Source organism: Ramlibacter cellulosilyticus (assembly GCF_014297465.1).
In the GTDB taxonomy this organism is placed as follows: domain Bacteria; phylum Pseudomonadota; class Gammaproteobacteria; order Burkholderiales; family Burkholderiaceae_C; genus Ramlibacter; species Ramlibacter cellulosilyticus.
The window spans coordinates 35,006-59,774 of record NZ_JACORT010000002.1 but is presented as its reverse complement, the minus strand read 5'-3'; the positions used below and the strand labels follow the sequence as shown (position 1 = coordinate 59,774).

Annotated in this window: 19 protein-coding genes and 1 riboswitch; of the genes, 7 read left to right on the top strand and 12 right to left on the bottom strand. The window is 69.7% G+C overall.

The window, feature by feature from the left end:
* Positions 1–82: 82 nt before the first annotated feature.
* The 4 genes from H8N03_RS06195 to H8N03_RS06180 all read right to left on the bottom strand — a co-directional run bounded on the left by H8N03_RS06195 (position 83) and on the right by H8N03_RS06180 (position 4,102).
* A complete protein-coding gene (locus H8N03_RS06195; RefSeq protein WP_187075290.1) occupies positions 83–1,939 on the bottom strand; it encodes a phosphoenolpyruvate carboxykinase (GTP) in 1,857 nt (618 codons plus the stop codon).
* 323 nt (positions 1,940–2,262) lie between these two features.
* Complete coding sequence (locus H8N03_RS06190; protein ID WP_187075289.1) at positions 2,263–2,415, bottom strand: hypothetical protein; 153 nt, start codon at positions 2,413–2,415, stop codon at positions 2,263–2,265.
* Positions 2,416–2,477: 62 nt separating this feature from the next.
* Complete coding sequence (locus H8N03_RS06185; protein ID WP_187075288.1) at positions 2,478–2,882, bottom strand: PaaI family thioesterase; 405 nt, start codon at positions 2,880–2,882, stop codon at positions 2,478–2,480.
* Positions 2,882–4,102: a threonine ammonia-lyase gene (locus tag H8N03_RS06180; protein ID WP_354005084.1), complete on the bottom strand. Its 1,221-nt coding sequence runs from the start codon at positions 4,100–4,102 to the stop codon at positions 2,882–2,884. Before H8N03_RS06180 ends, H8N03_RS06185 begins: the two co-directional genes overlap by 1 nt.
* Before the next feature lie 70 nt (positions 4,103–4,172).
* On the opposite strand from H8N03_RS06180, the gene H8N03_RS06175 reads away from it, so the two are divergent.
* Positions 4,173–6,470, top strand: a complete 2,298-nt coding sequence (locus H8N03_RS06175) for an ATP-binding protein (RefSeq protein WP_255428096.1) — start codon at positions 4,173–4,175, stop codon at positions 6,468–6,470.
* A 136-nt stretch (positions 6,471–6,606) separates the two neighbouring features.
* Here H8N03_RS06175 and H8N03_RS06170 read toward each other — a convergent pair whose 3' ends face one another.
* The 4 genes from H8N03_RS06170 to recQ all read right to left on the bottom strand — a co-directional run bounded on the left by H8N03_RS06170 (position 6,607) and on the right by recQ (position 11,622).
* Complete coding sequence (locus H8N03_RS06170) at positions 6,607–6,978, bottom strand: response regulator (protein WP_187075286.1); 372 nt, start codon at positions 6,976–6,978, stop codon at positions 6,607–6,609.
* The gene (locus H8N03_RS26605; protein WP_187075285.1) at positions 6,975–8,483 is read right to left on the bottom strand and encodes a DUF7125 family protein; all 1,509 of its coding nucleotides are present in this window, start codon (positions 8,481–8,483) and stop codon (positions 6,975–6,977) included. The genes H8N03_RS06170 and H8N03_RS26605 overlap by 4 nt, the downstream gene beginning before the upstream one ends.
* 21 nt (positions 8,484–8,504) lie before the next feature.
* Positions 8,505–9,566: a sensor histidine kinase gene (locus H8N03_RS06160; RefSeq protein ID WP_187075284.1), complete on the bottom strand. Its 1,062-nt coding sequence runs from the start codon at positions 9,564–9,566 to the stop codon at positions 8,505–8,507.
* Between the two features lie 202 nt (positions 9,567–9,768).
* Positions 9,769–11,622: a DNA helicase RecQ gene (gene recQ / locus H8N03_RS06155; RefSeq protein WP_187075283.1), complete on the bottom strand. Its 1,854-nt coding sequence runs from the start codon at positions 11,620–11,622 to the stop codon at positions 9,769–9,771.
* Positions 11,623–11,680: 58 nt separating this feature from the next.
* Here recQ and H8N03_RS06150 point away from each other — a divergent pair, with 58 nt between their 5' ends.
* Positions 11,681–12,727 (top strand): homocysteine S-methyltransferase family protein, encoded by a 1,047-nt coding sequence (locus H8N03_RS06150; RefSeq protein WP_187075282.1) that lies wholly within the window; start codon positions 11,681–11,683, stop codon positions 12,725–12,727.
* 6 nt (positions 12,728–12,733) lie between these two features.
* Here H8N03_RS06150 and H8N03_RS06145 read toward each other — a convergent pair whose 3' ends face one another.
* Positions 12,734–13,717 carry a S1C family serine protease gene (locus H8N03_RS06145; RefSeq protein WP_187075281.1) on the bottom strand — a complete coding sequence of 328 codons (984 nt, stop codon included), beginning with the start codon at positions 13,715–13,717 and terminating at the stop codon, positions 12,734–12,736.
* 248 nt (positions 13,718–13,965) lie between these two features.
* On the opposite strand from H8N03_RS06145, the gene H8N03_RS06140 reads away from it, so the two are divergent.
* The 4 genes from H8N03_RS06140 to H8N03_RS06125 all read left to right on the top strand — a co-directional run bounded on the left by H8N03_RS06140 (position 13,966) and on the right by H8N03_RS06125 (position 18,907).
* The gene (locus H8N03_RS06140) at positions 13,966–14,415 is read left to right on the top strand and encodes an Lrp/AsnC family transcriptional regulator (protein ID WP_187075280.1); all 450 of its coding nucleotides are present in this window, start codon (positions 13,966–13,968) and stop codon (positions 14,413–14,415) included.
* 97 nt (positions 14,416–14,512) lie between these two features.
* A riboswitch (S-adenosyl-L-homocysteine riboswitch) is annotated at positions 14,513–14,586 on the top strand.
* A 19-nt stretch (positions 14,587–14,605) separates the two neighbouring features.
* Positions 14,606–17,326 carry a methionine synthase gene (gene metH / locus H8N03_RS06135; RefSeq protein WP_187075279.1) on the top strand — a complete coding sequence of 907 codons (2,721 nt, stop codon included), beginning with the start codon at positions 14,606–14,608 and terminating at the stop codon, positions 17,324–17,326.
* Positions 17,327–17,404: 78 nt separating this feature from the next.
* Positions 17,405–17,842: a glycine zipper 2TM domain-containing protein gene (locus H8N03_RS06130; RefSeq protein WP_187075278.1), complete on the top strand. Its 438-nt coding sequence runs from the start codon at positions 17,405–17,407 to the stop codon at positions 17,840–17,842.
* 111 nt (positions 17,843–17,953) lie between these two features.
* The gene (locus H8N03_RS06125; RefSeq protein ID WP_187075277.1) at positions 17,954–18,907 is read left to right on the top strand and encodes a YihY/virulence factor BrkB family protein; all 954 of its coding nucleotides are present in this window, start codon (positions 17,954–17,956) and stop codon (positions 18,905–18,907) included.
* 144 nt (positions 18,908–19,051) lie between these two features.
* On the opposite strand, the gene H8N03_RS06120 is transcribed toward H8N03_RS06125, so the two are convergent.
* A complete protein-coding gene (locus H8N03_RS06120) occupies positions 19,052–20,242 on the bottom strand; it encodes an MFS transporter (protein WP_187075276.1) in 1,191 nt (396 codons plus the stop codon).
* A gap of 280 nt (positions 20,243–20,522) precedes the next feature.
* Here H8N03_RS06120 and H8N03_RS06115 point away from each other — a divergent pair, with 280 nt between their 5' ends.
* Entirely contained in the window at positions 20,523–22,109 is a 1,587-nt protein-coding gene (locus H8N03_RS06115; RefSeq protein ID WP_187075275.1) for a methyl-accepting chemotaxis protein, read from the top strand.
* A 7-nt stretch (positions 22,110–22,116) separates the two neighbouring features.
* On the opposite strand, the gene H8N03_RS06110 is transcribed toward H8N03_RS06115, so the two are convergent.
* Positions 22,117–22,986 carry a DUF2279 domain-containing protein gene (locus H8N03_RS06110; RefSeq protein ID WP_187075274.1) on the bottom strand — a complete coding sequence of 290 codons (870 nt, stop codon included), beginning with the start codon at positions 22,984–22,986 and terminating at the stop codon, positions 22,117–22,119.
* A 44-nt stretch (positions 22,987–23,030) separates the two neighbouring features.
* On the bottom strand, positions 23,031–24,569 hold the full coding sequence (locus H8N03_RS06105) for a YifB family Mg chelatase-like AAA ATPase (RefSeq protein ID WP_187075273.1): 1,539 nt from the start codon (positions 24,567–24,569) through the stop codon (positions 23,031–23,033).
* Between the last annotated feature and the right edge of the window lie 200 nt (positions 24,570–24,769).

Sequence of the window (24,769 nt, the reverse complement as noted above, 5' to 3'; positions counted from 1 at the left end):
CTGCATGCGGGCTTTTTTCTTGGGCCGGACAAAAGCAGAACGGCCACCCGGAGGTGGCCGTTCGCACGCGAAGCGTCGCCGCTTACGAGGCCAGGCGCTTCTCGATCTTCGCCTTGGTCGCCTTCAGCTCCGTGGGCAGGCGGTGCTCCAGCTGCTGGAACAGCTCGTGGTGCAGTTCCAGCTCCTTCTCCCACGCCGGCAGGTCGATGTCGGTGACCTGGCGGAACTGCTCCGGCGTGAAGGGCAGGCCTTCCCAGTTCAGTTCCTGGTAGCTCGGGCTGATGCCGAAGGGGTGCGACTCGCCCTTCACGCGGCCTTCGATGCGGTCGATCATCCACGCCAGCACGCGCATGTTCTCGCCGTAGCCGGGCCACACGAACTTGCCGTCGGCATCCTTGCGGAACCAGTTGGTCGTGAAGATCCTGGGCAGCTTCGCGCCGGACGCTTCCAGCTTGCGGCCGAGGTTCAGCCAGTGCTGGAAGTAGTCGCTCATGTTGTAGCCCGTGAAGGGCAGCATGGCGAACGGGTCGCGGCGCACCACGCCCTGCTGGCCGATGATGGCGGCGGTGGTCTCGGAGCCCATGGTGGCGGCCATGTACACGCCTTCCACCCAGTCGTTCGCCTCGGTCACCAGCGGCACGGTCGTCGAGCGGCGGCCGCCGAAGATGAAGGCGTCGATGGGCACGCCGGCCGGGTCGTCCCACGCCGGGTCCAGCGCCGGGTTGTTGGTCGCGGCCACGGTGAAGCGGGCGTTCGGGTGGGCGGCCTTGGCGCCGGTCTCGCGCGCGATCTGCGGCGTCCAGTCCTTGCCTTGCCAGTCGATGGCGTGGGCCGGCGGCTCGCCGTCCATGCCTTCCCACCACACGTCGCCATCGTCGGTGAGGGCGACGTTCGTGTAGATCACGTCCTTCTTCAGCGAATCCATGCAGTTCGGATTCGTCTTGTAGTTCGTGCCGGGGGCCACGCCGAAGTAGCCTGCTTCCGGGTTGATCGCGTACAGGCGGTTGCCCGGACCGGGCTTGATCCAGGCGATGTCGTCGCCGATGGTCGTGACCTTCCAGCCTTCGAAGCCCTTGGGCGGGATCAGCATGGCGAAGTTGGTCTTGCCGCAGGCGGACGGGAAGGCGGCCGCCACGTGGTACTTCTTGCCCTGCGGGTTGGTCACGCCCAGGATCAGCATGTGCTCGGCGAGCCAGCCCTGGTCGCGGCCCATCGTGGAGGCGATGCGCAGCGCGAAGCACTTCTTGCCCAGCAGCGCGTTGCCGCCGTAGCCGGAGCCGTACGACCAGATCTCGCGCGTCTCGGGGTAGTGCACGATGTACTTGGTCTTGTTGCACGGCCAGGAGGTCTGGTCCTTCTCGCCGGGCTGCAGCGGCGCGCCGACGGTGTGCAGGCAGGGCACGAACTCGCCGTCCACGCCCAGCACGTCGTACACCGCCTTGCCCATGCGGGTCATGAGGCGCATGTTCACGGCGACGTAGGCGCTGTCGGAGAGCTCCACGCCGATGTGGGCGATGTTGGAGCCGAGCGGGCCCATGGAGAACGGCACCACGTACATGGTGCGGCCCTTCATGCAGCCGTCGAACAGGGGCTGCAGCGTGGCGCGCATTTCCTGGGGGTCGACCCAGTTGTTGGTCGGGCCGGCGTCTTCCTTCTTCCGCGAGCAGATGAAGGTGCGGTCTTCCACGCGGGCGACGTCGCTGGGGTCGGAGTTGGCCAGGAAGGAGCCGGGGCGCTTGGCGGGGTTCAGCTTCTTGAAGGTGCCGGCGTCCACCAGCTGCTGGCAGAGGCGGTCGTATTCTTCCTGGCTGCCGTCGCACCAGTAGACCTGGTCCGGCTTGCACAGGGCGACCATGTCGGCCACCCACGCGATCACCTTCGCGTTCTTGACGTAAGCGGGTGCCTGCAGGTTCAGGCCGCGCATGACGGGTGAGTTCATCCTCGAAAGCTCCTAGTTTGAAAAGCGTGTTTCCAAAGGGAGCGGAGGCGGCAGCCCGGCGGACGCCCTTTGAAAACAGGCTTTGGGTCAGTCGGCTGCGGGTCTCCACCGCTGGGTCGGCTGGGATGGGCCATTGTAGGGAGCAGGAGGGCGGGCGCGCCGCTGGGCCAGGGCGATTCCATGCAAAACTTGCATGGGTTTATGCGTCCGCGCGCTCAGCCACCCGTCATTCCCGCCAAGCGGAAACCCAGGGCTCCCCAAAGCAAAAGCGGCCCCGCAGGGCCGCCTGTCCGGGTCCCCGCCTGCGCGGGGATGACGCATCTCTAAGCCATGTAGATGGCAATGAACGCCAGCAGGAACATCAGCGCCGCACCGACGACGGGCAGCACGATCGGAATGACCGGCACAACGGCTTCGACCGCGTCGTGCGGCTCGTAGTCGTGGCCATGCTGGGCGGGCTCGTTGGGGCTTGCCATGGGTTCCTCTGGATCGTTGGACTGCGGGATTCTAGCGTCCCCCGCCGGCCGGCACCCCGGTGTCAGAGAAGGGCGTAGGTGGTCGTCGCCCGGCACACGCTCTTGCCATCCCCGGCGCCGCGGATGTCGATCTCGCCGAACGCCAGCGCCTTGCCGGCGCGCAGCACCGTGGCCCGGACCAGCCCGTCCTGGCCCGACAGGGGCTTGAGGAAGCTCGTGTTCATCTGCACCGTGGTGCACGGGCGGAAGGCGCCGAAGTGGTTGACCAGCGCCAGCACCATGGCCGTGTCCGCCGCGGCCATCATGGCCTGGCCGCACAGCATGCCGCCCACGCGGGACAGCCGTGCGTCCTGCGGCAGCCGCAGCGTCACGCTGTCCGCATCGAACGCTTCCACGCGCAGCCCGAGCTCCTGCACCCAGGGCGCGAAGTACTCGGGCAGCGCGCCCTGCAGGGTGTCACGGTCCATCACTCTTCCTCCGCCTCGAAGCCGGCATCCGTCAGCGCCTTCAGCAGGGCCGCGACGTGGTCGCGCCCGCGGGTCTGCACCACCAGCTGGATCTCCACGTTCTGCGCCGCCAGCATGGTGAAGGCGCGCTGGTGGTGCACTTCGTCGATGTTCGCGCCGGCCTCGCTCACGATCGCGGTGATCTTCGCGAGCGAGCCGGGCACGTCCCGCGCGCACACCCGCAGCCGCGCGAGCCTGCCGGCGCGCACCATGCCGCGCTGGATGATCGCGGCGAGCAGCATGGGGTCGATGTTGCCGCCGCCCAGCACCAGCCCCACCTTGCGGCCGGCGAAGACCTGCGGCTCCTTCATCACGGCGGCCAGCGGTGCGGCGCCCGCGCCTTCGACCAGCGTCTTCTCGATGTCGAGCAAGAGGACGATCGCCTGCTCGACGTCGCCTTCGTCCACCAGCACGATGTCGTCGACGTAGCGCTCCACCAGCTGCTGCGTGATCTGCCCGGGCCGGCCCACCGCGATGCCTTCCGCAATGGTCGAGCCACCCTGCGGCAAGTCCGCGTGCTTCACCGCGTTGTACATGTTGGGGAAGCGCACGGTCTGCACGCCGATCACGCGGATCCCCGGCTTCAGCGCCTTCGCCGCCGCCGCGATCCCGCCGACCAGCCCGCCCCCGCCGACGGCGACCACCAGCGTCTCCAGCTGCGGCACCGCCTCCAGCATCTCCAGCGCCACCGTGCCCTGGCCGGCGACGATCGCTTCGTCGTCGTACGGATGCACGAAGGTCAGTTGCTGCTGCTGCGCGAGTTCCATCGCGTGGGCGCGTGCCTCCTCCAGCGTGTCGCCGTGCAGCACCACCTCCGCGCCGAAGCCGCGCGTGCGCTCCACCTTCACCATGGGCGTGAACCGCGGCATGACGATCACGGCGCGGATGCCCAGGCGCTGCGCGTGGTACGCCACGCCCTGTGCGTGGTTGCCCGCGCTCATGGCGATGACGCCGCGCTCCTTCTCCTGGCTGCTGAGCTGCACCAGCTTGTTGCAGGCGCCGCGCTCCTTGAAGGACGCGGTGTACTGCAGGTTCTCGAATTTCAGGTAAGTCTCGCAACCCGCCAGTTGCGACAGCATGTGCGACACCAGGCAAGGGGTGTTCAGCACCTGCCCGGAAAGGCGGGTGGCGGCTTGGCGGATCTCGGGCAGGCCGATCATCGTGTCATTGTGCCGGGTCACCGTGCGGCGCGGCTTCCCTGTAGCATGATCTGGCGCTATCGTAGGCGCGCCCAGCTACCCCGGAGGTCGATTGGCCAAGCGTTCGCTCGATTCGCAAGTGCTGCCCTCGCCCGGCCTGAAAGACGCGCCGGTGCTGGACCTCATGTGCTCGCATTTCGTGCTGACGCTCGCCGCCAAGCAGGGGGCCAAGTTCAACGTTCGGCGCGACCTGAACGGGCTGCTGTCGCTGGCGGGCCGGCACCTGGTGTGGCCGGCCACGTCGCTGGACCGGCTGCGGGAGTTCCTGGGCCGCCGCTGCAAGGACAACGAGTTCTGGCGCGGCCACGAGCAGCTGTCCACGCGCGAGTTCCTGGAGCGCCACGGCGTGTGGCGCGGGCCGTACGAGGAAGGCACGCTCTTCTTCTACCTGGACGAATACGCGAAGGACCAGCCCAAGGACCTGCTGTCCGTGCTGGCCGTCACGGGCGAGTGGCTCACGCATGCGCTCAAGAAGCACTCCACGCTGGTGGAGAAGAACATCGACGCGCTGGCGAACCTGCTGCAGTTGAACAAGGCGGAGCGCGCCCTGCTGCTGTACGGCACGCTGGCGCGCTACCAGCGCGACCTGCGCAGCCTGCTGGTGGAGTTCAAGGTGAACAACGCGCCGGAGGCCTACGCCGCCATCGCCGAAGTGGCGGGCGTGAACGCGGCCGACGTCGGCGAGGCGCTGCGCGCCGGCTCGCGGCTGGAGCGCATCGGCCTGGTCGAGAACCTGATCTCCGAGCACAACATCACGGACCTCGCCGACCTGATGAAGGTGAGCGAGAAGCTGCCGCCGGTGCTGATGCGCGAGTACCGCGACCAGAACGAGCTGATGGCCGTGTTCACGCGCCCGTCCGCCAAGAGCGCGCTGACGCTGGACGACTTCGCCTTCGTGGCGGAAGACGCGCGCGTGCTGCGCGCGCTGCTGCGCAACGCGATCGACCGCAAGGAGCCGGGCGTCAACGTGCTGCTGTACGGGCCGCCCGGCACCGGCAAGACGGAACTCGCGAAGGTCGTCGCGCAAGCCGCGGGGCTGGAGCTGTTCGAGGTGGAGTACGCGGACCGCGACGGCAACTCGTTGTCGGGGCGCGACCGATACCGCTCGCTGCAGATCGCCCAGGTGTTCCTCAAGGGCAGCGCGCAGGCCGCGCTGCTGTTCGACGAGGTGGAAGACGTCTTCCCGCCCATCTCCAGCGAGGCCGCGCAGATGATGGCGCGCGCGGAGCAGGTGGTTGCGCCGCCTTCCGGCTCGGTGAGCGGCAAGGCGTGGGTGAACCAGATCCTGGAATCGAATCCGGTGCCGACCATCTGGGTCACCAACCGCATCGAGCAGATCGACCCGGCCTTCCGCCGCCGCTTCGCGTACCACCTCGAACTGAAGTCGCCGCCCCCGGGGGCGCGCGAAGGCATCGTGCGCAAGACGCTCGAAGGCGTGCAGGTGTCGCCTGCTTTCGTCGCGAAGCTGACCGAGCGCAAGGGGTTGACCCCGGCACAGATCCGCACCGCGGTGCGCTTCGCGGGGCTCGCCGCGGCCGAAGGCGTGCAGGCGGAAGACCTGATCGAGCGGCAGTTGCGCAACGCCGACCGGGCGCTCGGCACGCGCAGCGACGACGGCGCGGGCCGTCGCAGCGTCACGACGTACGACCTCGACATGCTGAACGTCGAGTCGCGCTTCGAGGTGCCGCGTATCGTGGAGGCGCTGAAGGCGCGCGGCCACGGCACGCTGTGCTTCTATGGTGCGCCGGGCACCGGCAAGACGGCTCTGGCCGAACACATCGCGCGCTCGCTCGATCGGCCGCTCCTGGTCAAGCAGGCGAGCGACCTCATGAGCAAGTTCGTCGGCGAGACCGAGCAGAACATGGCGGCGATGTTCCGCGAAGCGGAAGCCGAGAAGGCGGTGCTGCTGCTCGACGAAGCCGATTCCTTCCTGCAGGACCGCCGCGGCGCGCAGCGCACCTACGAGGTGACCGAGGTGAACGAGATGCTGCAGGGCATGGAACGCTTCGCCGGGATCTTCGTCTGCACCACCAACCTGATGGACCGCATCGACCAGGCGGCGTTGCGGCGCTTCGCGTTCAAGATCCGGTTCCAGCCGCTCACGGCGGTACAGCGCGAGAAGATGTTCGTGACGGAGGCGCTGGCCGGCGATGCGTCGCGGCTGACGCCGGAGCTGCATGCGCGGCTGGCCAAGCTGGAGCACCTGTGTCCGGGGGATTTCGCCGCGGTGAAGCGGCAGGTGGAGATCCTGGCGACGCAGCTCGCGCCCGAGGAATTCCTCGAGCAGCTGGAGGCGGAGCACCGGATCAAGCCGGAGGTCAGGGAGGCGCGGAGTATCGGGTTTGTGTGAGGGCGATCGGTGGGGTTCGCTGGCGCTCACCGGCGGCGGCTACGCCGCCCCACCCTACAGCGCTGCGTCCGATCCTGTAGGGTGGCGACGCGACAGCGTCGGAAGGTAAGCGCCAGCGAACCCCACCGCTCCGCCCTCAAGCCTCCGCCTCGTCCCCCGCCCCGATCAACTCCGCCACCGTCCCCAGCAGCTTCTCCAGCGTGAACGGCTTCGGCAGCACGCTGTTCCAGTGGCCTTGCGGATGCAACCCCGGATCGATCGCGCTCATGAGGATCAGCGGGAGTTCCTTGCCTTCGGGCAGCTTGCGGATCGCCGCCACCAGGTCGTAGCCGGACATGTACGGCATCATCACGTCGGTCAGCACGAGGTCCGGCATGCAGTCCGCGATCTTCCTCAGCGCCTCGCGGCCGTTGGCGGCGGACACGGGATCGTAGCCCCCGAGCTCCAGCGTCGCGCAGATCGTCTGCAGCAGGTCGTATTCGTCGTCGACGACGAGGATCTTCTTCACCGCGCACCTCCGCCCGTGCGGGGGAAGCCCGAGAGGATGGCCTCGGCGCTTTCGAACGAGCCGCTGACCTCGATGCCGTGCGTGTCGATCGTGAACTCCCGGATGGCGGTGTCGTAGAGGCTCTCGCGCATCTTCATGATGGACACCAGCCGGTGCAGCTGCGACTTCAGTTCCACGTAGCGCAGCAGCACCACCGTCTCGACCACGTGCGCGAGCTCGGGGTTGGGCAGCTCCAGCTGCGAACCGAAGAGGGGCAGCTCCTCGGAGATCACCGTCGTCACGTCCCAGGTGCGCAGCTGGTTGGTGAGCGCCGACAGGAAGCGCGGCATGCGGTCCTGGTAGACCGTCGCCGCGGCGAAGCCCTGCACGCCGTCGACGAACAGGCGCCGGCGCGCGTGCTTCTCCGCGCGCACGCGTTCCAGCAGCGACTCCGCCAGCGAATCCATGTAGTGCTCCAGGGGCGGCTGCCAGACCAGCTCGATCAACCCTTCGTCCACGTACCTGCGCAGCGGGATGCCCATGGCCTCGGCGCGTTCCAGCAGGCGGGGCGGCGGCTCGTAGAACCCGAAATACATGCCCTTGTGGCCGCGCTGCGCGCCTTCCACCAGGAAGCACAGGCCCAGCGTGGTCTTGCCCGAGCCCGGCGCACCGAGCAGGGCGAGCGTCGAGCCGGAGAGCACGCCGCCGTTCATCATGCGGTCCAGTCCCTCGATGCCGAAGCCCATGCGCTCGCGTTCCTCGGTCGCATGCTGCGGTGGCTGGTCGAACTGGATCTCGGTGCGCGGGTGGATCTGCACGCCGTTCTCCGTGATCTCCACCTCGTGCCGGCCGCGCAGGTAGCCGCAGCCGCGGAACTTGTGGACCGTCAGCTCGCGCACGGCGCGCGGGCCGATCAGCTGGTCCGACAGCTCGATCACGCCGTCGACCATCGCGTTCTCGTCGCGCCGCACCTCGCCGGGTTGTTCCACCGCGCACAGCAGCGTGGTGGTCTCCGTCAGCGCGGTGAACGCCTGCAGCTGGTTGAGGAATTCCTTGGTGCGGGCGCGGTGCTCCGCGGCCTGCTCGATGGATTCCAGGCCGTCGATCACGAGGATGCTGGGCTTCTCCCGCACCAGCGTCTCGCGCAGCAGGCGCAGCAGCCCGTCCAGCCCTTCGCTGCGCAGCGTCTGGTAGCCGGCGATGTACTTCAGGGAACGGCCGACCACCTGCGCGTCGAAGAAACTCAGGCTGGAGAGGTGCCGCACCATCTTCGCGTGCGACTCGGCCAGCACCGTGATGTAGACGCAGTTCTGCCCCGTGAGCGCGATGTGGTTGAAGCAGAACTGGTTGGCCAGGATGGTCTTGCCCGCGCCCGGCGGGCCGAACAGCGTGTACGTGCCGCCGCGGAAGAATCCGCCCTTGAGGATGAAGTCCAGCCGCGGGATGCCGCTTTCGACGCGCGGCGGGCCCGACGGCGCCTTGTCGGGTGCCTGCTGCCCGGAATCGTTGTTCTTCCTGCCTGCCACCTGGTCTGCTCCTGTCTCCGTTCAGATCGGAAGAGATACAGTGAACGTCGCGCCTTCCCCGGGCACGCTGGCCACCGAGATGTGGCCGCCGTGCGCGCGGACGATCTCGCGCACGATGTAGAGGCCCAGCCCCGCGCCGTCCTCGCGCGCGGCGGAGGGGAGCCGCTCGAAGGGCTCGAAGATGCGCTGCTGGTCCTCGTCGGCGATGCCCGGCCCGTGGTCGCGCACGACCAGCAGCGCTTCGCTGCCGCCGGAGGTGCGCACCTCGACGCGGCCGCCGCCGTACTTGATCGCGTTCGTCAGCAGGTTGGTCACCACCTGCTCCAGGCGGAGGCGGTCCCAGTGGCCATGCACCGGCTCGCAGGCATCCAGCGACAGCTCGCAGCCCGCGTCGCGCGCGCGTTCGGCCAGCCGGCCCGCCGCGTCGTGCACCAGCTCGCACAGCTCCAGCGGCTGCAGGTCCAGCACCAGGCGTTCGTTCTCCACCTGCGCGGAGTCCAGCAGCAGGTCCACCATGCGCGTGAGGCGGCGCAGCTGGCGCGAAGGCACGGCCAGGAGGCGCGCGACAGACTCGGCGTCCAGCGGCCCTTTCAGGCGCGCGGTGCGTTCCAGCATCTGCAGGTTGAGGAGGATCGACGAGATCGGCGTGCGCAGTTCGTGCGTGGCGATGGACAGCTGCCGGTCGCGCGCGGCCAGGGCCTGCTGCAGCGCGCCGTCGGGCGCGCGCGCTTCGTGGGCGGCAAGGCAGGCGCGCGCATCGGCGAAGGCGCCGTGCACTGCCTGCAGCGTGTCATGGTCGAGCAGGCCCGCGTCCACCAGCAACGCGAGGCATTCGGCTTCGACGTTCTCCAGGGCCACCATTTCGGCCGATCCGCCCCGCGGCATCTCGCCGGACATGGAGATGCCGCCGGCCAGGCGCTCCCGGATGTCGGCGAGCACGGCTTCGGCCATGGCGGGCGGCAGGTCCGCGCCGCCGTCGAGGCGGGAGCGCGCGAAGGCGGTCTCCAGCGCCCGGAGGCGGGGGTCGCCGTGCGCACGTGGTGCGCGGCTGCTGGCCGGGACAGTCGATCGATCGTTGTTCACGGTGGTTTCTTCCTGGCGCGCCACGGCACTGCACGAACCGCCTGGCGCACCGGCCATGCGATCGCGGCCGGGTGGTCAACGGTGGGAAGATAAATGGCTGGACGGCAGCCGTTTGTAGGCTGACGCCGACCGCCGGGATGCGCGCGCGGCGCATCGTCGGCGCCGCATCGCGGGCGCGGCGCCGTAGGCCGCCGGCGGCGCTTCAGTCCAGGGCGTGCAGCACGTCCAGCACGCCCGGGCCGTAGGTTTCCAGCTTGCGGGCGCCGATGCCGCTGACGTTTTCCAGGTCCTGCAGGCTGCGCGGGTCCAGCGCCGCGATGGCGGCCAGCGTGGCGTCGTGGAAGATGATGTACGCGGGCAGGTTGTGCGCCTTGGCGACTTCCGCGCGCCAGGCCTTGAGCGCGGCGAAGCGCTGCTGCCCCTGGCCGTCCAGCGTGGCGGCGACGGCGGGCGTCGCCTTCGTTCCCCCACGTTCGCGCCGCGCGCGGCCCGCGGGCTGGCTGACCGACTCGCGCAGCAGCACCTTCTGCTCGCCCTTGAGCACCCCGCGCGAACTCTCGGTGAGGTGCAGCGTGTTGAAGGCGGCTGCGTCGACCTCCAGCGCGCCGGTGGCGATCAGCTGGCGCAGCACGCCGCGCAATTGCTGCTCGGAGTACTGCGCGCCAATGCCGTACGTGGAGAGCTTCTGGTGCCCGAACTGCCGCACCTTCTCGGTGTCCTTGCCGCGCAGGATGTCCATGATGTGCCCGGCGCCGAAGTGCAGGCCGTTGGCCTGCTGCACGCGGTAGATCGTGGACAGCAGCATGCGCGCGGCTTCCGTGCCGTCCCACACGGCGGGCGGGTTCAGGCAGTTGTCGCAGTTGCCGCAAGGCTGCGCCTGCTCGCCGAAGTAGGCGAGCAGGCGCACGCGGCGGCAGTCGGTGGCCTCGGCCAGCGCCAGCAGCGCATCGAGCTTGCCGCGCAGCACCTGCTTGAACTCCTCGGCCGCGGGGCTCTCGTCGATCATGCGGCGCTGGTTCACGACGTCCTGCAGGCCGTAGGCCATCCAGGCGTCGGAAGGCAGGCCGTCGCGGCCGGCACGGCCGGTCTCCTGGTAATAGCCTTCGATGTTCTTCGGCAGGTCGAGGTGGGCGACGAAGCGCACGTCCGGCTTGTCGATGCCCATGCCGAAGGCGATGGTGGCCGTCATCACGACGCCGTCGTCGCGCAGGAAGCGGTCCTGGTGGCGCTGGCGCACCGCGGCGTCCAGGCCTGCGTGGTAGGGCAGGGCGTCGAGGCCCTCCTTGCACAGGACCTCCGCGATTTCCTCCACGCGCTTGCGCGACTGGCAGTAGACGATGCCGGACTCGCCCGCGTGCTCGCGCTCGATGAAGCGCAGGAGCTGCAGCGTGGGATCCTTCTTCTCCGCGATGGTGTAGCGGATGTTGGGGCGGTCGAAGCTGCTGACGAACTGGCGGGCTTCCTGCAGCTGCAGGTGCTGCACGATGTCCGCCCGCGTGGTGTCGTCGGCCGTGGCCGTGAGCGCGATGCGCGGCACGCCGGGATAGCGCTCGTGGAAGACGGCGAGCGCCCGGTATTCCGGCCGGAAGTCGTGGCCCCACTGGCTGACGCAATGCGCCTCGTCGATCGCGAACAGCGCCATCTGCCGCTTCTGGTACAGGCCGTCCAGGAGCGAGAGGAAGCGTGGCGTGGCCACCCGCTCCGGCGCCGCATAGAGAAGCGTGATCTCGCCGCGCAGCAAGCGCTTTTCGACGGCGTTGGCCTCCTCCAGGCTCAGCGTCGAATTCAGGAAGGCGGCGCCCACGCCCACCTCGTGCAGCGCGCCGACCTGGTCGTGCATCAGCGCGATGAGGGGGGACACGACCACCGTCACGCCTTGCCCCGCCTTCTGGCGGGCGAGCGCGGGGATCTGGTAGCACAGCGACTTGCCGCCACCCGTGGGCATGAGGACGAGCGCATCGCCGCCGGCGATGACGTGGTCGACGATCTCGGCCTGCGCGCCGCGGAAGGCGGTGTAGCCGAAGACGTCCTTGAGGAGGGAAAGGGCGGTGCTCAAGGCCTCGATTGTCCCGGAGGATGAGGGCTCAACGCTTTCTTCCTAAAATCAGCCGACCATGAAACCTGTGATCTATACCCGTGGCCAGGCCCTTCCGGGCCTGCTGGAGCAACGCATCGTCATCCTGGACGGCGCCATGGGCACCATGATCCAGCGCTTCCGGCTGACCGAGCAGGACTTCCGGGGCGAGCGTTTCAAGGACCACGTCAAGGACCTGAAGAACAACAGCGACCTGCTCGTGCTGACCCGCCCGGACGTGATCCGCGACATCCACGAGGGTTACCTCGCGGCGGGCGCGGACATCGTCGAGACCAACACCTTCGGCGCCAACTTCATCGCGCAGGAGGATTACGGCCTGGGCGCCTTCGCCCGCGAGATGAACGTCGCCGCGGCGAAGCTGGCGCGCGAGGCGGCCGACAAGTTCTCCACGCCGGACCGGCCCCGCTTCGTGGCGGGCGCCCTCGGCCCCACGCCGCGCACGGCCAGCATCAGCCCCGACGTGAACGACCCCGGCGCGCGCAACGTCGACTTCGAGCAGCTGCGTTCCGCGTACCACGAGCAGGTCGAGGCGCTGCTGGAAGGCGGCGTCGACCTGCTGCTGGTGGAGACCATCTTCGACACGCTCAATGCCAAGGCGGCGCTGTTCGCGATCGAGGAAGTGTTCGCCGCGACGGGCGAGCGCCTGCCCGTGATCATCAGCGGCACGGTGACCGATGCGTCCGGCCGCATCCTGAGCGGCCAGACCGTGACCGCCTTCTGGCACAGCGTGCGGCACGCGCGTCCGCTGGCCGTGGGCCTCAACTGCGCGCTCGGCGCGGCGCTGATGCGGCCCTACATCCAGGAACTGCACAAGGTGGCGCCGGACACCTTCATCAGCTGCTACCCGAACGCGGGCCTGCCCAACCCGATGGCGGAAACCGGTTTCGACGAGAAGCCGGAAGACACCTCGCGCCTGCTGCGCGAGTTCGCGGCCGAGGGGCTGGTGAACATCGTGGGGGGCTGCTGCGGCACGACGCCGGAGCACATCGCGGCGATCCGCCAGCAGGTGGAGCCACTGCCGACGCGCACGGTGCAGCGCGAGTTCTTCTACAAGGAAGCGGCCTGAGGCCCGTCAGCGCTCGCCGGCTTCCAGCGGCCGCACCGTGAGGTACAGCGGCTGCGTGGCGCCCGGGCGCAGCAGCTTCATCACCGCGTCGCGGCCCACCCGCTCTGGCGTCAGCGCCTGGTACAGCGCGTCCACCGACGCGATGTCCTGCCCGTCCATGCCGAGCAGCAGGTCGCCGGCGCGCACGCCGGCCACATCGGCCGGGCTGCCCGGCTCCACGGACAGCACGTGCACGGCGTGCGATTGCCGCAGCCCGAGCGAGACCACGATGCGCCGGTCGAGCGGCATCGTGCTGCCGCCGAGGCCCAGGTAGCCGCGCCGCACCCGCCCATGCCGCAGCAGCTGCGGGATCACCACCGCGGCGATGTCGATCGCGACCGCGAAGCAGATCGCCTGCGCCTGCGGGATGATCGCCGTGTTCACGCCGATCACCTCGCCACGCGAGTTGAGCAGGGGCCCGCCGGAGTTGCCCGGGTTGAGCGCGGCGTCGGTCTGGATCACGTCCGGGATCAGCCGCCCGCTGGACGCGCGCATGCTGCGGCCGAGCGCGCTGACGATGCCGGCGGTGACCGTGTGCTCGAAGCCGAGGGGATTGCCGATGGCCACGGCGATCTCGCCGCGCCGCACGTCGGCCGACCGCCCGAGCGGCGCGGAGGTGAGCGCGCCTTGCGAGAGGCCGTCGACCTGGAGCAGCGCGAGATCCGTGTGAGGATCGTCGCCCACCCAGCGCGCGACGAAGCGGCGGCCGTCGCTGAAGGACGCCTCGAAGCGGCGCGAGGGCTCCGGACGCGCCGCGCGCCCGCCCCGCACCACGTGCGAATTGGTCAGCAGGTAGCCGTCGGCGGTGAACAGGAAGCCCGAGCCGCTGCCGGCCGGCTTGCCCTGCGCGTCGAGCACCGCCACCGCCGCCACGCTGGGGCCCACGCGCTCGGCGACGTCGGCGACGGTGCGCGAGTAGGCATCGAGAAGGTCGAGGTCGCGTGCGCCCATGTCTGCTCCAGGCGTGGCAGATGGGGCAGGCCGCGGGGAAATACAAGGCGGGGCGTCCGGTGGTGCGGGGTGGCCGGTCGGGTGGTAACCCGCCGGCTCCTCACCGTGGGTCTCGGCCGGTAAGCGGTCGACCCACGTCCCGTACTTTGCCCGCGGAGGCGGCGAAAGTCTTGCTGTTCTTCGGCTATCCGGGCCAGGATGCAGGAAATCCTTCTGCCATTCGTGCGTTACGCCGATAATCGGCCGACATGGACGCGATCGACCGGAAAATCCTCAAGGTGCTGCAGCAGGACGCCCGCGCCAGCCTGCAGCAGATCGGCCAGGCCGTCGGCCTGAGCGCCTCGCCCTGCTGGGAGCGCATCCGCAAGATGGAACTGGCCGGCGTGATCGAGGGCTATACCGTCCGCCTCAACCCGCAGGCCCTGGGCCTCGGCGACACGGTGATGGTGCAGGTCACCCTCGACAGCCATTCCGACAACACCCTGGAGAAGTTCGGCGAGACGCTGGCAGCCATCCCGGAGGTGATCGAGGCGTACCTGGTTTCCGGCGAGTACGACTACCTGCTGCGTGTGGCGGTGCAGGACACGCGCGACTACGAGCGGCTGCTGCGCGAGAAGCTGTACAAGATCAAGGGGATCCGGCACAGCAAGTCGTCCTTCGTCCTCCGCACGCTCAAGAAGGCGGACCTCCCCCTGTAGGCTGGGTTGGAGCGCAGCGACACCCCAGCGCCCCGCGTGCCCCTCACCCCGACCCTCTCCCCGGCGGGGAGAGGGAGCAAGGCAGTAAAATCCCAACCAGCTCAAGGAGCGCTGCAGCGCGGTACCGTCCCGCGTCAGGCTTGAGATGGACCCCAACCGCGCTCACCTTCGACCAACCCGAGGTGAGTGAATGCAGCAGCCCTCCGTCCCCCCCATGAAGCTTGCCGGCCTGGAGCCCGTCTCCATCGCGCCGGGCAGCCTGTTCGTCAACATCGGCGAACGCACCAACGTCACCGGCTCCAAGGCCTTCGCCCGCATGATCCTCGCGGGGGAGTTCGAGCAGGCGCTCGCCGTCGCGCGGCAACAGGTGGAGAACGGCGCGCAGGTCATCGACGTGAACATGGACGAAGCCATGCTGGACAGCAAGGCGGCCATGGTGCGCTTCCTCAACCTCGTGGCCAGCGAGCCGGACATCGCCCGCGTGCCGGTGATGGTCGACTCGTCCAAGTGGGACGTGATCGAGGCAGGGCTGCGTTGCCTGCAGGGCAAGGGCATCGTCAACTCCATCTCGATGAAGGAAGGCGTCGCGGAGTTCAAGCGCCAGGCGACGCTGGTCAAGCGCTATGGCGCCGCCGCGGTGGTGATGGCCTTCGACGAGCAGGGCCAGGCCGACACCTTCCAGCGCAAGATCGAGATCTGCGAGCGCGCGTACCGCATCCTCGTGGACGAAGTCGACTTCCCGCCGGAAGACATCATCTTCGACCCGAACATCTTCGCGATCGCGACGGGCATCGAGGAGCACAACAACTACGCCGTCGACTTCATCGAGGCGACGAAGTGGATCAAGGAGAACCTGCCCGGCGCGAAAGTCTCCGGCGGCGTTTCCAACGTGAGCTTCTCCTTCCGCGGCAACGACCCGGTGCGCGAGGCGATCCACACCGTCTTCCTTTACCACGCGATCCGCGCCGGCATGGACATGGGCATCGTCAACGCCGGCATGGTCGGCGTGTACGACGAGGTCGAGCCGCAGCTGCGCGAGCGGGTGGAAGACGTGGTGCTGAACCGCCGCCCCGACGCGGGCGAGCGCCTCGTGGAGATCGCCGAGCAGGCCAAGGGCGCGGCCAAGGACGAAGGCAGGAAGAACGAGTGGCGGCAGCTGCCGGTGGAGCAGCGGCTCGCGCACGCGCTCGTGCACGGCCTCACCGACCACATCGTGCCGGACACCGAAGAGATGTACCAGCAGGTGCTCGCCAAGGGCGGGCGGCCGCTGCACGTCATCGAAGGTCCGCTCATGGACGGCATGAACATCGTGGGCGACCTGTTCGGCGCCGGCAAGATGTTCCTGCCGCAGGTGGTGAAGTCCGCCCGCGTGATGAAGCAGGCGGTGGCGCACCTCATTCCCTACATCGAGGAAGAGAAGAAGCAGCAGGAAGCGGCCGGCGAGGACGTGCGCGCGAAGGGCAAGATCGTCATCGCCACCGTGAAGGGCGACGTGCACGACATCGGCAAGAACATCGTCACCGTCGTCCTCCAGTGCAACAACTTCGAGGTGGTGAACATGGGCGTGATGGTCCCCTGCCACGAGATCCTGGCCAAGGCCAAGGTCGAGGGCGCGGACATCGTCGGCCTCTCCGGTCTCATCACGCCGTCGCTGGAGGAGATGCAGTACGTCGCCAGCGAGATGCAGAAGGACGAGCACTTCCGCGTGAAGAAGATCCCGCTGCTGATCGGCGGCGCCACCACCAGCCGCGTGCACACCGCCGTGAAGATCGCGCCGCACTACGAAGGCCCGGTGGTCTACGTGCCCGACGCGTCGCGCAGCGTGAGCGTGGCGCAGAGCCTGCTGTCCGACCAGGCGGCGAAGTACATCGCCGAAGTCAACGCCGACTACGAGAAGGTGCGCCAGCTGCACGCGAACAAGAAGCAGGTGCCGCTGTGGCCGCTCGCGAAGGCGCGCGCCAACAAGACGCCCGTGGACTGGGCGCACTACACGCCGCCCAAGCCCAAGTTCATCGGCCGCCGCGTGTTCAAGAACTACGACCTCGCGGAACTCGCGCGCTACATCGACTGGGGACCCTTCTTCCAGACCTGGGACCTCGCCGGCCGCTTCCCGGACATCCTGAAGGACGAGATCGTCGGCGCCGAGGCCGTGCGCGTGCTCTCCGACGGGCAGCGCATGCTCAAGCGCCTGATCGAAGGCCGCTGGCTCACGGCGAACGCCGTCATGGGCTTCTGGCCGGCCAACACGGTCAACGACGACGACATCCAGCTCTATGCGGACGAAGACCGCAAGGAGCCGGTGCTCACCTGGTACGGCCTGCGGCAGCAGGCGGAAAAGCAGGTGATCGACGGCGTGATGCGCCCGAGCCGGGCGCTCGCGGACTTCGTCGCGCCCAAGGGCATGGCGGACGACTACGTCGGTGTCTTCGCGGTGACGGCCGGCATCGGCGTCGACAAGAAGGAGCAGTACTTCCTGGCGGACCACGACGACTACTCCGCGATCATGCTCAAGGCCTTGGCCGACCGCCTGGCGGAAGCGCTGGCCGAGGCGCTGCACGAACGCGTGCGCAAGGACCTCTGGGGCTACGCGGCCGACGAGGCGCTGGCCAACGAGGAAATGATCGCCGAGAAGTACCGCGGCATCCGCCCCGCGCCCGGCTATCCGGCATGCCCGGACCACAGCGTCAAGCGCGACATGTTCGCCCTGCTGCGCCCGGAGGAGATCGGCATGGGCATCACCGACAGCCTGGCGATGACCCCGGCGGCGAGCGTGAGCGGCTTCTACCTCGCGCATCCGGACAGCAAGTACTTCAGCGTCGGCCGCATCGGCGAGGACCAGCTCGTGGACCTGGCGCAACGCCGCGGGGTCGACCAGCGGGAGCTGCAGCGCCTCCTGGCGCCCAATCTGTGAAGCTGTTCACGAACGGCTGAGCTTGCTGTGAGCGGGGCGGCCTCCTTCGCCGTTGAATGCGGGCAAAGGAGAAACACCATGAAGAAACTCGCCATCGCCACCCTGCTCGCCGTCGCCGCCGCGGGCGCCATCGCCCAGAACCCGCACGGCCTGCCGCCCGGCATCGCCAAGAAGCTCGATGCCTGCGATAACTGCGGCCACGTGAGCAGCGTGTACAAGGAAAAGCGCAAGGGTGAAGGCGGCGCGGTCGGCATCGTCGGCGGCGCCGTCGTCGGCGGCCTGCTCGGCAACCAGATCGGCAAGGGCACGGGCAAGACCGTCGCCACGGTCGCGGGCGCCGCGGCCGGCGGCTATGCCGGCAACGAAGTGCAGAAGCACTACACGTCCAAGGAAGTGTGGGTGACCAAGGTCCAGATGAAGGACGGCAGCACCCGCAGCTTCGAGCAGGAAGCCCAGCCCGCGTGGAAGAGCGGCAGCATCGTCCGCGTCAACGGCAAGTCGCTGGCGGCCATCTGATCCCCGGGGCGCGCAGCCTGCCGCGCGCCCTGCCTGCATAGCCGCCGTCCTACCCCGCGCTTCTGGCCCGGCCGATACGCGCCGGGCCACGGCCCCGCCATGCTCGCCGGCATGGCGCTCATCGACCACGTTCCCGCCGGCCTGAAACGGGCCGTGCAGCCGCTGAAGCCGCTGCTGCGCGCACTGCATCTCTGGAGCGGCGCGGGCGGCATGCGCATGAGCGCGGCCATGTCCTTCTACGGCATCCTGAGCCTCGCGCCGCTGCTGCTCGCCATCGTCGGCATCCTGGGCTGGTGGATGGACCGCGCCGTGCTCGAGAGCGGGCTGCTCAAGCAGCTGGGTGCCGTGATCGGCGACCAGGGCGCGTCCATCATCAAGCAGGCCCTGGCCAGCGCGCAGGAGCCTTCGGAAGGCATCACCGCCAGCATCGCCGGCTTCGTCGTGCTGCTGTTCGGTGCCACGGGTGTGTTCGGCGAACTGCAGAACGCCTTCGAGCTGGTCTGGAGCCAGGGCCGCGGCCTGCCCCCGAAGCAGTCGTGGAAGCACACGGCGTCGCTGCGGCTGCGCGGCGTGGGCTACATCCTCGTCTTCGGCTTCATGCTGCTCGTTTCGCTGGTGGTGTCCACCGTGCTCACCCTCTTCACGGGCTGGGCCGGCGACCGGCTGCCGATGGTGGAGGTGCTGGCCCGCGTGCTGAACGAGGTGATCGGCTTCGTGGTGGGCGCCGCTCTGTTCACCGGCCTGATGCGCCTGTCCGGCGGGCCGAAGCCGCGCCTGCGCTTCCTGGTGTTCGGGGGCTGCGTCGCGGCGATCCTCTTCACGATGGGGCGCCAGCTGCTCACGCTGTACCTCTCCACGGCGGCCGTCGTGTCGACTTACGGCGCGGCGGGGTCGCTGATCGTGCTGCTGATGTGGATCTACTTCTCGTCGGCGGTGCTGCTGTTCGGCGCCGCGTGCGCCCGTGCCCTCGAGGAGAACGTCGCCGAGAAGAAGGGCGTGCCGGAGGTGCCGAAGGTGGAGAGGCGCAAGGGCGAGCGGCGGCGGGTGCAGCACGCGCATACCTAGCCGCTTCGCGGGCGGTGGGGTTCGCTGCGCTCACCTGCCGCTGGCGCGCCACCCTACATGCCCCAACACCCCGCGGTGCCGTGTTGTAGGGTGGCGGCGCGCCAGCGCCGGAAGGTGAGCGCAGCGAACCCCACCGATGGCGGCCTACCTCGGCAACAGCGACCGCCTCTGCGCGAACACCAGCGCCAGCGCCGCCACGATCCCCACCCCCAGCAGCACCACCAATCCCCACCGGTACCCCACCTCCCGCGACCACATCACGCCGAGCAGCAGCGGCGCCACCGCGCGCGAGATCGCCTGCGGCAGCCCCAGCGCACCATTGAGCGAAGCCACGTGCTCGCGGTTCACGTACTGGGCGACGGCCGTCCCTTTCACGATGGTCAGCATCCCGTTGCCGATCCCATAGAGCAGCACGAACAGCAGGCCGGCCGCCGGTGACGCCGCACCCGCGACGAGCGCGGCGAGGGCGAGCGGGATCAGGAACGGGATCAGCCGGTTGGCCAGGTGCAGGTCGAAGCGGTGCTCGAAGAAGTAGAGCACCAGCCGCCCCAGCACCTGCATCACGCCGATGGAAGCCGGGATCGCGATCACCCACGCCTCGGGCAGTCCGCTTTCGCGCAGCAGGCTGATCAGGTGCGGCGGGATCGCGGCGGTGATCGCCATCATGCCCACGACGAACACGGAAATCAGCAGGAAGGGGGCGCTGCGCAGCAGCGTGCGCGGCGAATGTGCGCCGGGGCGGGCCACCGCCGGCGCCGGCGCGGGTGCGCCCCGCAGCCACACCGCGTGCAGCGGCACGCACACGAGGAGGTGGATCGCCGCGAGCACCAGCAGCGCGTTGCGCCACCCCAGGTGCGCGATCAGCCACGCCGACACGGGGATGAACACGCTGCTCGCCAGCCCGCCGAGGAAGGTCATCGTGATGATCGCGCGGCGGAAGTCGTTCGGGTAGCGGCGGGTGACGACCGCGAAGACGGGCGTGTAGAGCGTACCCGCCAGCGCCGCGCCCAGCACGAACCACACCGCGTAGAACGCGGCGGCGGACTGGATGAACGCGTGCGCCGCGAGGCCGGCCGCGACGAGCAGCGAGCCGCCCGTCATCACCGCGCGCTCGTGCCCGCGGTCGATCCAGCGGCCGACGGGATAGGCGAAGACGCCTTCGGCCAGCAGCGCCAGGCTGAACGCCAGCGACGACTGCGCGCGCGTCAGCCCCAGCTCGCGCTCCACGGGCGCGAGCAGCAGGGCGAAGGTGTAGAAGACGCTGCCCCAGGTGATCAGCTGCGCGAGGGAGAGCCAGAGGACGAGGCGGCGGTCGTGGCCGGCGGTGGCGGTCATCGGCGGGAGTGTAGGGACGCGGGCGCGCCCAGCTCGCGCGCGAGGGCGCTGGTGAAAAAGCGGTCTTCCTTCTTGGTCACGCGTGCCGGGTGGTACGACGGAGCACCTGGTCTGTCCCCTGGATTCCTCGCTGCGCGAGGAGGTGTGCGGCGAAATGTGCACAAGCCGCTAGGCGCCAGCCCGTACTCGAGACACAATTTCTTGCAAACACAGCCTAGCAGATTCCGCCGTGCAGAACCGCGCCGTGCTGCAGGGAAACGACGTCGAGGAGGAGCACGCCATGACCGCCAGCAGTTTGCCGATCGCGCAGGTTCGCCTTGCGCCGGCGGCCCCCATCCCCACCACCGCGCGTGACGCATCGCTGGCGCCGGCGGCGCGGGGCGTCCGGGACGGCGCGGCGAGCACGCTGCGCCTGGTCTTGCTGCTCGCCGCGCTGCAGTTGCCCGTCGTGGCGCTGACCGTGCTCGCCGCGGTGGCCACGGCCGGAACCGCGCGCGCGATGGCGCTCGCGTGCGGTGCTGCGGCTTTCGCCGCCGCGGTTGCCGTCGGCCTGTGGGTGCAGCGGCGCCTGGTGCGGCCGATGCAGCACGCCACCGCCGCCGCGACGCGCCTGGGCGCGGGCGACCTCTCGCGGCCGGTGGACGCGAGCGCCGGCGGCGAGATCCGCCCGCTGCTGCAGGCCCTGGAGCAGGTGCGCGAGCGCCTCTTCGCCGTCGTCAGCCAGGTCCGCATGGGCACCGTGCACGTGGCGACGAACTCCTCCCAGATCACGCGCGACAACGAGGCACTGTCGCAGCGCACGGCGACGCAGGCGGAGTCGCTGCAGCAGACGGCGGCGACCATGGAGCAGCTGACGGCGGCCGTGCGGCAGAACGCCGATACCGCGCAGCAGGCGAATGCGCTGGTGCGCTCGGCTTCCGAGCGCGCGGAGCAGGGCGGCGTGGTGATGAACGAGGTGGTCGACACCATGGCCGCCATCCGCGCCGGGTCCCACAGCATCCGCGACATCATCGGCGTGATCGACGGCATCGCCTTCCAGACCAACATCCTGGCGCTGAATGCGGCGGTGGAAGCCGCGCGCGCGGGCGAGCAGGGTCGCGGCTTCGCCGTGGTTGCCGCGGAAGTGCGCAGCCTGTCGCAGCGCTGCGGCGCCGCGGCGCGGGAGATCCGCGACCTGATCGGCACCTCGGTGGAGAAGGTGGAGGCGGGCGGCGGTCGCGTCGACGAAGCGGGACGGGCAATGGGCGAGATCGTCGAAGCGGTGCGGCAGGTCGCGCAGCTCATCGCGCAGATCGACGCCGCGAGCCGCGAGCAGAGCGACGGCATCGAATCCATCAACACCGCCGTCGCGCGCATCGACCGCACCACGCAGGCCAACGCCGCCCTCGTGAGTGACGCGGCACGCACCGCGGCGGCCCTGCACCGCCGCGCCATCTCGCTGATGAAAGGCGTGGAAGGCTTCGACCTCGGCGCGCGGGAGCACGGCAACGCGGACGAAGCGGTGGCGATGGTGCGGCAGGCCTGCGCCTTCGCGCGCGCGCAGGGCGTGGACGCGCTGGTCCGCGACGTGAACAAGCTGGGCGAAGGCCGCTTCGTCGACCGCGACCTGTACCTCATGGTGCTGGGCGTGGACGACAGCGTCTTCCAGGCGCACGGCAACAACCCGCGCACCCTGGGCGCGGGTCCGCAGTCCAAGGACGTGGACGGCAAGCGCTTCGTGCAGGAGATGACCAACGTCGCCCGTTCGCGCGGCGAAGGCTGGGTGGACTACAAGTGGGCGCATCCCGTGACGAACGAGGTGCTGGTGAAGTCGACCTTCGTGCAGCGGCTTGGCGAGGTCGTGGTGGCCTGCGGCATCTACCGCTAGCACGCCTTCAGTCGACCGGATGGCGCGAGTACACCGCCGTCGGGAACTGGACCAGTTCGAACAGCAGCTCCGCGCCGCGCTGCGTGCGGGTGGAGTGCATGCGCCCGCCATACGCGGCGTCCGCCAGCACCCGGGCGAGGTTGACGCTGACCGCGAAGTACAGGTCGCGCCGGCGCTCGCCGCCCGTCTCGAAGCCGCGCGCCTGGTAGCCGACGCCGAATTCGAGGTAGCGCAGCACGGGCACGTGGCGGGTCGCCTCGAAGCCGTCGGCCTTGACCATGAACAGGTAGCGCTGGCCGGAATAGTCGCTGGCGGGGCTGAACCCGGCGTCCGGTGACCGCTTGTACGCGAGGCGGAAGTCGAACTTGTCGTCCAGGTCCGGGCGGCTTTCGAGCACGACGCCCAGCGCCACGCCGGCGACGTTCATCAGCGCGTCCTGCGCGCTGAAATCCCACTTGCGCGAATAGCCGTCCAGCACCTCGATCGCCGTGAAGATGCCGAGCGTCGTCCAGCCCGCGAGCCGGATCGAGGACTCGCGGCTGTTGCCCGCGCCCTCGAACAAGGGCCGCAGCAGCCGGACGCCGGCGTGGTTGGCGAACATGTGCCCGAGCTTGTCGGTGCCGCCGTACGCGGTGTCCTGGCCGAACCAGCCTTCGTCGACGCGGGTGAAGCCCTCGCCGAAGCCGTCGTTCCACCACTTCCTGTAGCCATAGGTGGCCATCAGCGCGCTGGTCGCACCGATGATGGCGGTGTTGCGCAGCGTGAGGTCTGGCGGCGGTTCGGGCGGTGTCTCGTCGCCCGCCCGCGCCGCCGCCACTGCAGCGCAGAGCAGCGCCGCGAGCAGGAAGCGAACGGCGGCAGTCGCGACTCGGGCCATGGGCCGACTTTCGCCTCCGCAGTGCCGGGCGGGCCTGCGCTGGATCAAGTGGCGAGCGACGCGATGCCGCGCCGGTACTGCACCGCCTCCGCGACATGCACGACCTCCACCGGCGCCGACGCGGCGAGGTCCGCGATCGTGCGCGCCACTTTCAGCACGCGGTGCGTGGAACGCGCACTCCATTGCAGGCGTGCCGCGGCCAGCCGCAGGAACTCCGACGCGGCCGGCGTGAGCCGCGCCTGCGCATCGAGCTCCACGCCCTGCAGCGCCTGGTTCTCCTTGCCTTGCCGTGCGCAGGCGCGCTCGCGCGCGGCCATGCAGCGCGCCTGCACGGCGGCGGTCGGCTCGCCCGCCGGCGCCTCCAGCAGTTCGGCCGCGTCCATCGCCGGCACTTCCACGTGCAGGTCGATGCGATCGAGCAGCGGCCCGCTGATGCGCCCCTGGTAGCGCGCCACCTGTTCCGGCGAACAGCGGCACGCCCGCGCGGACCCCAGCCAGCCGCACGGGCAGGGATTCATCGCGGCGACCAGTTGGAAGCGCCCCGGGAACTCGCTGCGCCGAGCCGCACGCGCAATCGTGATGCGGCCGGTCTCGAGCGGCTCGCGCAAAGCCTCCAGTGCCGCGCGCGGAAACTCCGGCAGTTCGTCGAGGAACAGCACACCGTGGTGGGCGAGCGAGATCTCCCCCGGCCGCGGCGGCGAACCGCCGCCGACCAGCGCCACGGCGCTCGCCGAATGGTGCGGCGAGCACGTGGGCCGCTGCCCCCAGTGTTCCAGCGCGAAGCGGCCCGCCAGGCTGGCGAGGGCCGCGCTTTCCAGCGCCTCCTTCACGCCGAGAGGCGGCAGCAGGCCGGCGAAGCGCTGCGCCAGCATGGACTTGCCCGCGCCCGGCGGGCCGACCAGCAGCAGGCTGTGGCCCCCCGCCGCCGCGATCTCCAGCGCCCGGCGCGCGCCGGCCTGGCCTTTCACGTCCGCCAGGTCCGGGTACGTGAACGAGGCGCAAGGAGCGCTGACGGCCATCTCCTTCCAGCCCTCGCCGCCTTCCGGGGCCGGCTCGCCGGCCGCACGACGCTGGAACTTCGCGACCACGTCCAGCAGGTGCGCCGCACGCACCACGTGTGCGCCGGGGACCAGAGCCGCCTCTTCCGCGCTCCCAGGCGGCAGCACCAACCGCGAGCGCGCGCCCGCCGCCTGCAGCGCCATGCTGGTCGCCAGCGCACCGCGCACCGGCCGCAAGGCGCCTGATAAAGAGAGCTCGCCCGCGAACTCGTAGCCGGCGAGCGCGGCCGCGTCGATCTGCTCGCTGGCCGCCAGCACGCCCAGCGCGATCGGCAGGTCGAACCGGCCGCCGTCCTTCGGCAGGTCCGCTGGCGCCAGGTTCACCGTGATCCTCTTGTTGTGCGGGAACTCCAGCCCGGAGTTGACGAGGGCGGAGCGCACCCGCTCGCGCGCCTCCTTCACTTCCGTGTCGGCCAGGCCGACCAGGAAGAAGTTGGGCAGCCCGTTCGCGATGTGGACCTCGACCGTGACCGCGGCCGCCTCCAGGCCGACCAGGGCACGGCTTTGCACCAAACAAAGGCTCACGGCGGGGGTCCTCCCGGTTCCAGTGCATCGGTGTTGCGCGTTGGGGGCGCCGGGCCCCGGCTGCACCCGCTTGGTGCGGGCAAGCCGCCGCAACCCGTCCTCAACGGATGCGCCGTGCCGCCGCCGACGCGGGTCCCCTGCAGATGAGGGATGGCACGGGTCCTGCTAACCCGGCTTGAAGTCCTTCCAACAAACCACGG

Bases quoted from the DNA above. Each gene is read 5' to 3' on its own strand.
- H8N03_RS06195 (WP_187075290.1), bottom strand. From the start codon at position 1,939: ATGAACTCACCCGTCATGCGCGGCCTGAACCTGCAGGCACCCGCTTAC.
- H8N03_RS06190 (WP_187075289.1), bottom strand. From the start codon at position 2,415: ATGGCAAGCCCCAACGAGCCCGCCCAGCATGGCCACGACTACGAGCCG.
- H8N03_RS06185 (WP_187075288.1), bottom strand. From the start codon at position 2,882: ATGGACCGTGACACCCTGCAGGGCGCGCTGCCCGAGTACTTCGCGCCC.
- H8N03_RS06150 (WP_187075282.1), top strand. From the start codon at position 11,681: ATGAAACCTGTGATCTATACCCGTGGCCAGGCCCTTCCGGGCCTGCTG.
- H8N03_RS06145 (WP_187075281.1), bottom strand. From the start codon at position 13,717: ATGGGCGCACGCGACCTCGACCTTCTCGATGCCTACTCGCGCACCGTC.
- H8N03_RS06140 (WP_187075280.1), top strand. From the start codon at position 13,966: ATGGACGCGATCGACCGGAAAATCCTCAAGGTGCTGCAGCAGGACGCC.
- metH (WP_187075279.1), top strand. From the start codon at position 14,606: ATGCAGCAGCCCTCCGTCCCCCCCATGAAGCTTGCCGGCCTGGAGCCC.
- H8N03_RS06130 (WP_187075278.1), top strand. From the start codon at position 17,405: ATGAAGAAACTCGCCATCGCCACCCTGCTCGCCGTCGCCGCCGCGGGC.
- H8N03_RS06125 (WP_187075277.1), top strand. From the start codon at position 17,954: ATGGCGCTCATCGACCACGTTCCCGCCGGCCTGAAACGGGCCGTGCAG.
- H8N03_RS06120 (WP_187075276.1), bottom strand. From the start codon at position 20,242: ATGACCGCCACCGCCGGCCACGACCGCCGCCTCGTCCTCTGGCTCTCC.
- H8N03_RS06115 (WP_187075275.1), top strand. From the start codon at position 20,523: ATGACCGCCAGCAGTTTGCCGATCGCGCAGGTTCGCCTTGCGCCGGCG.
- H8N03_RS06110 (WP_187075274.1), bottom strand. From the start codon at position 22,986: ATGGCCCGAGTCGCGACTGCCGCCGTTCGCTTCCTGCTCGCGGCGCTG.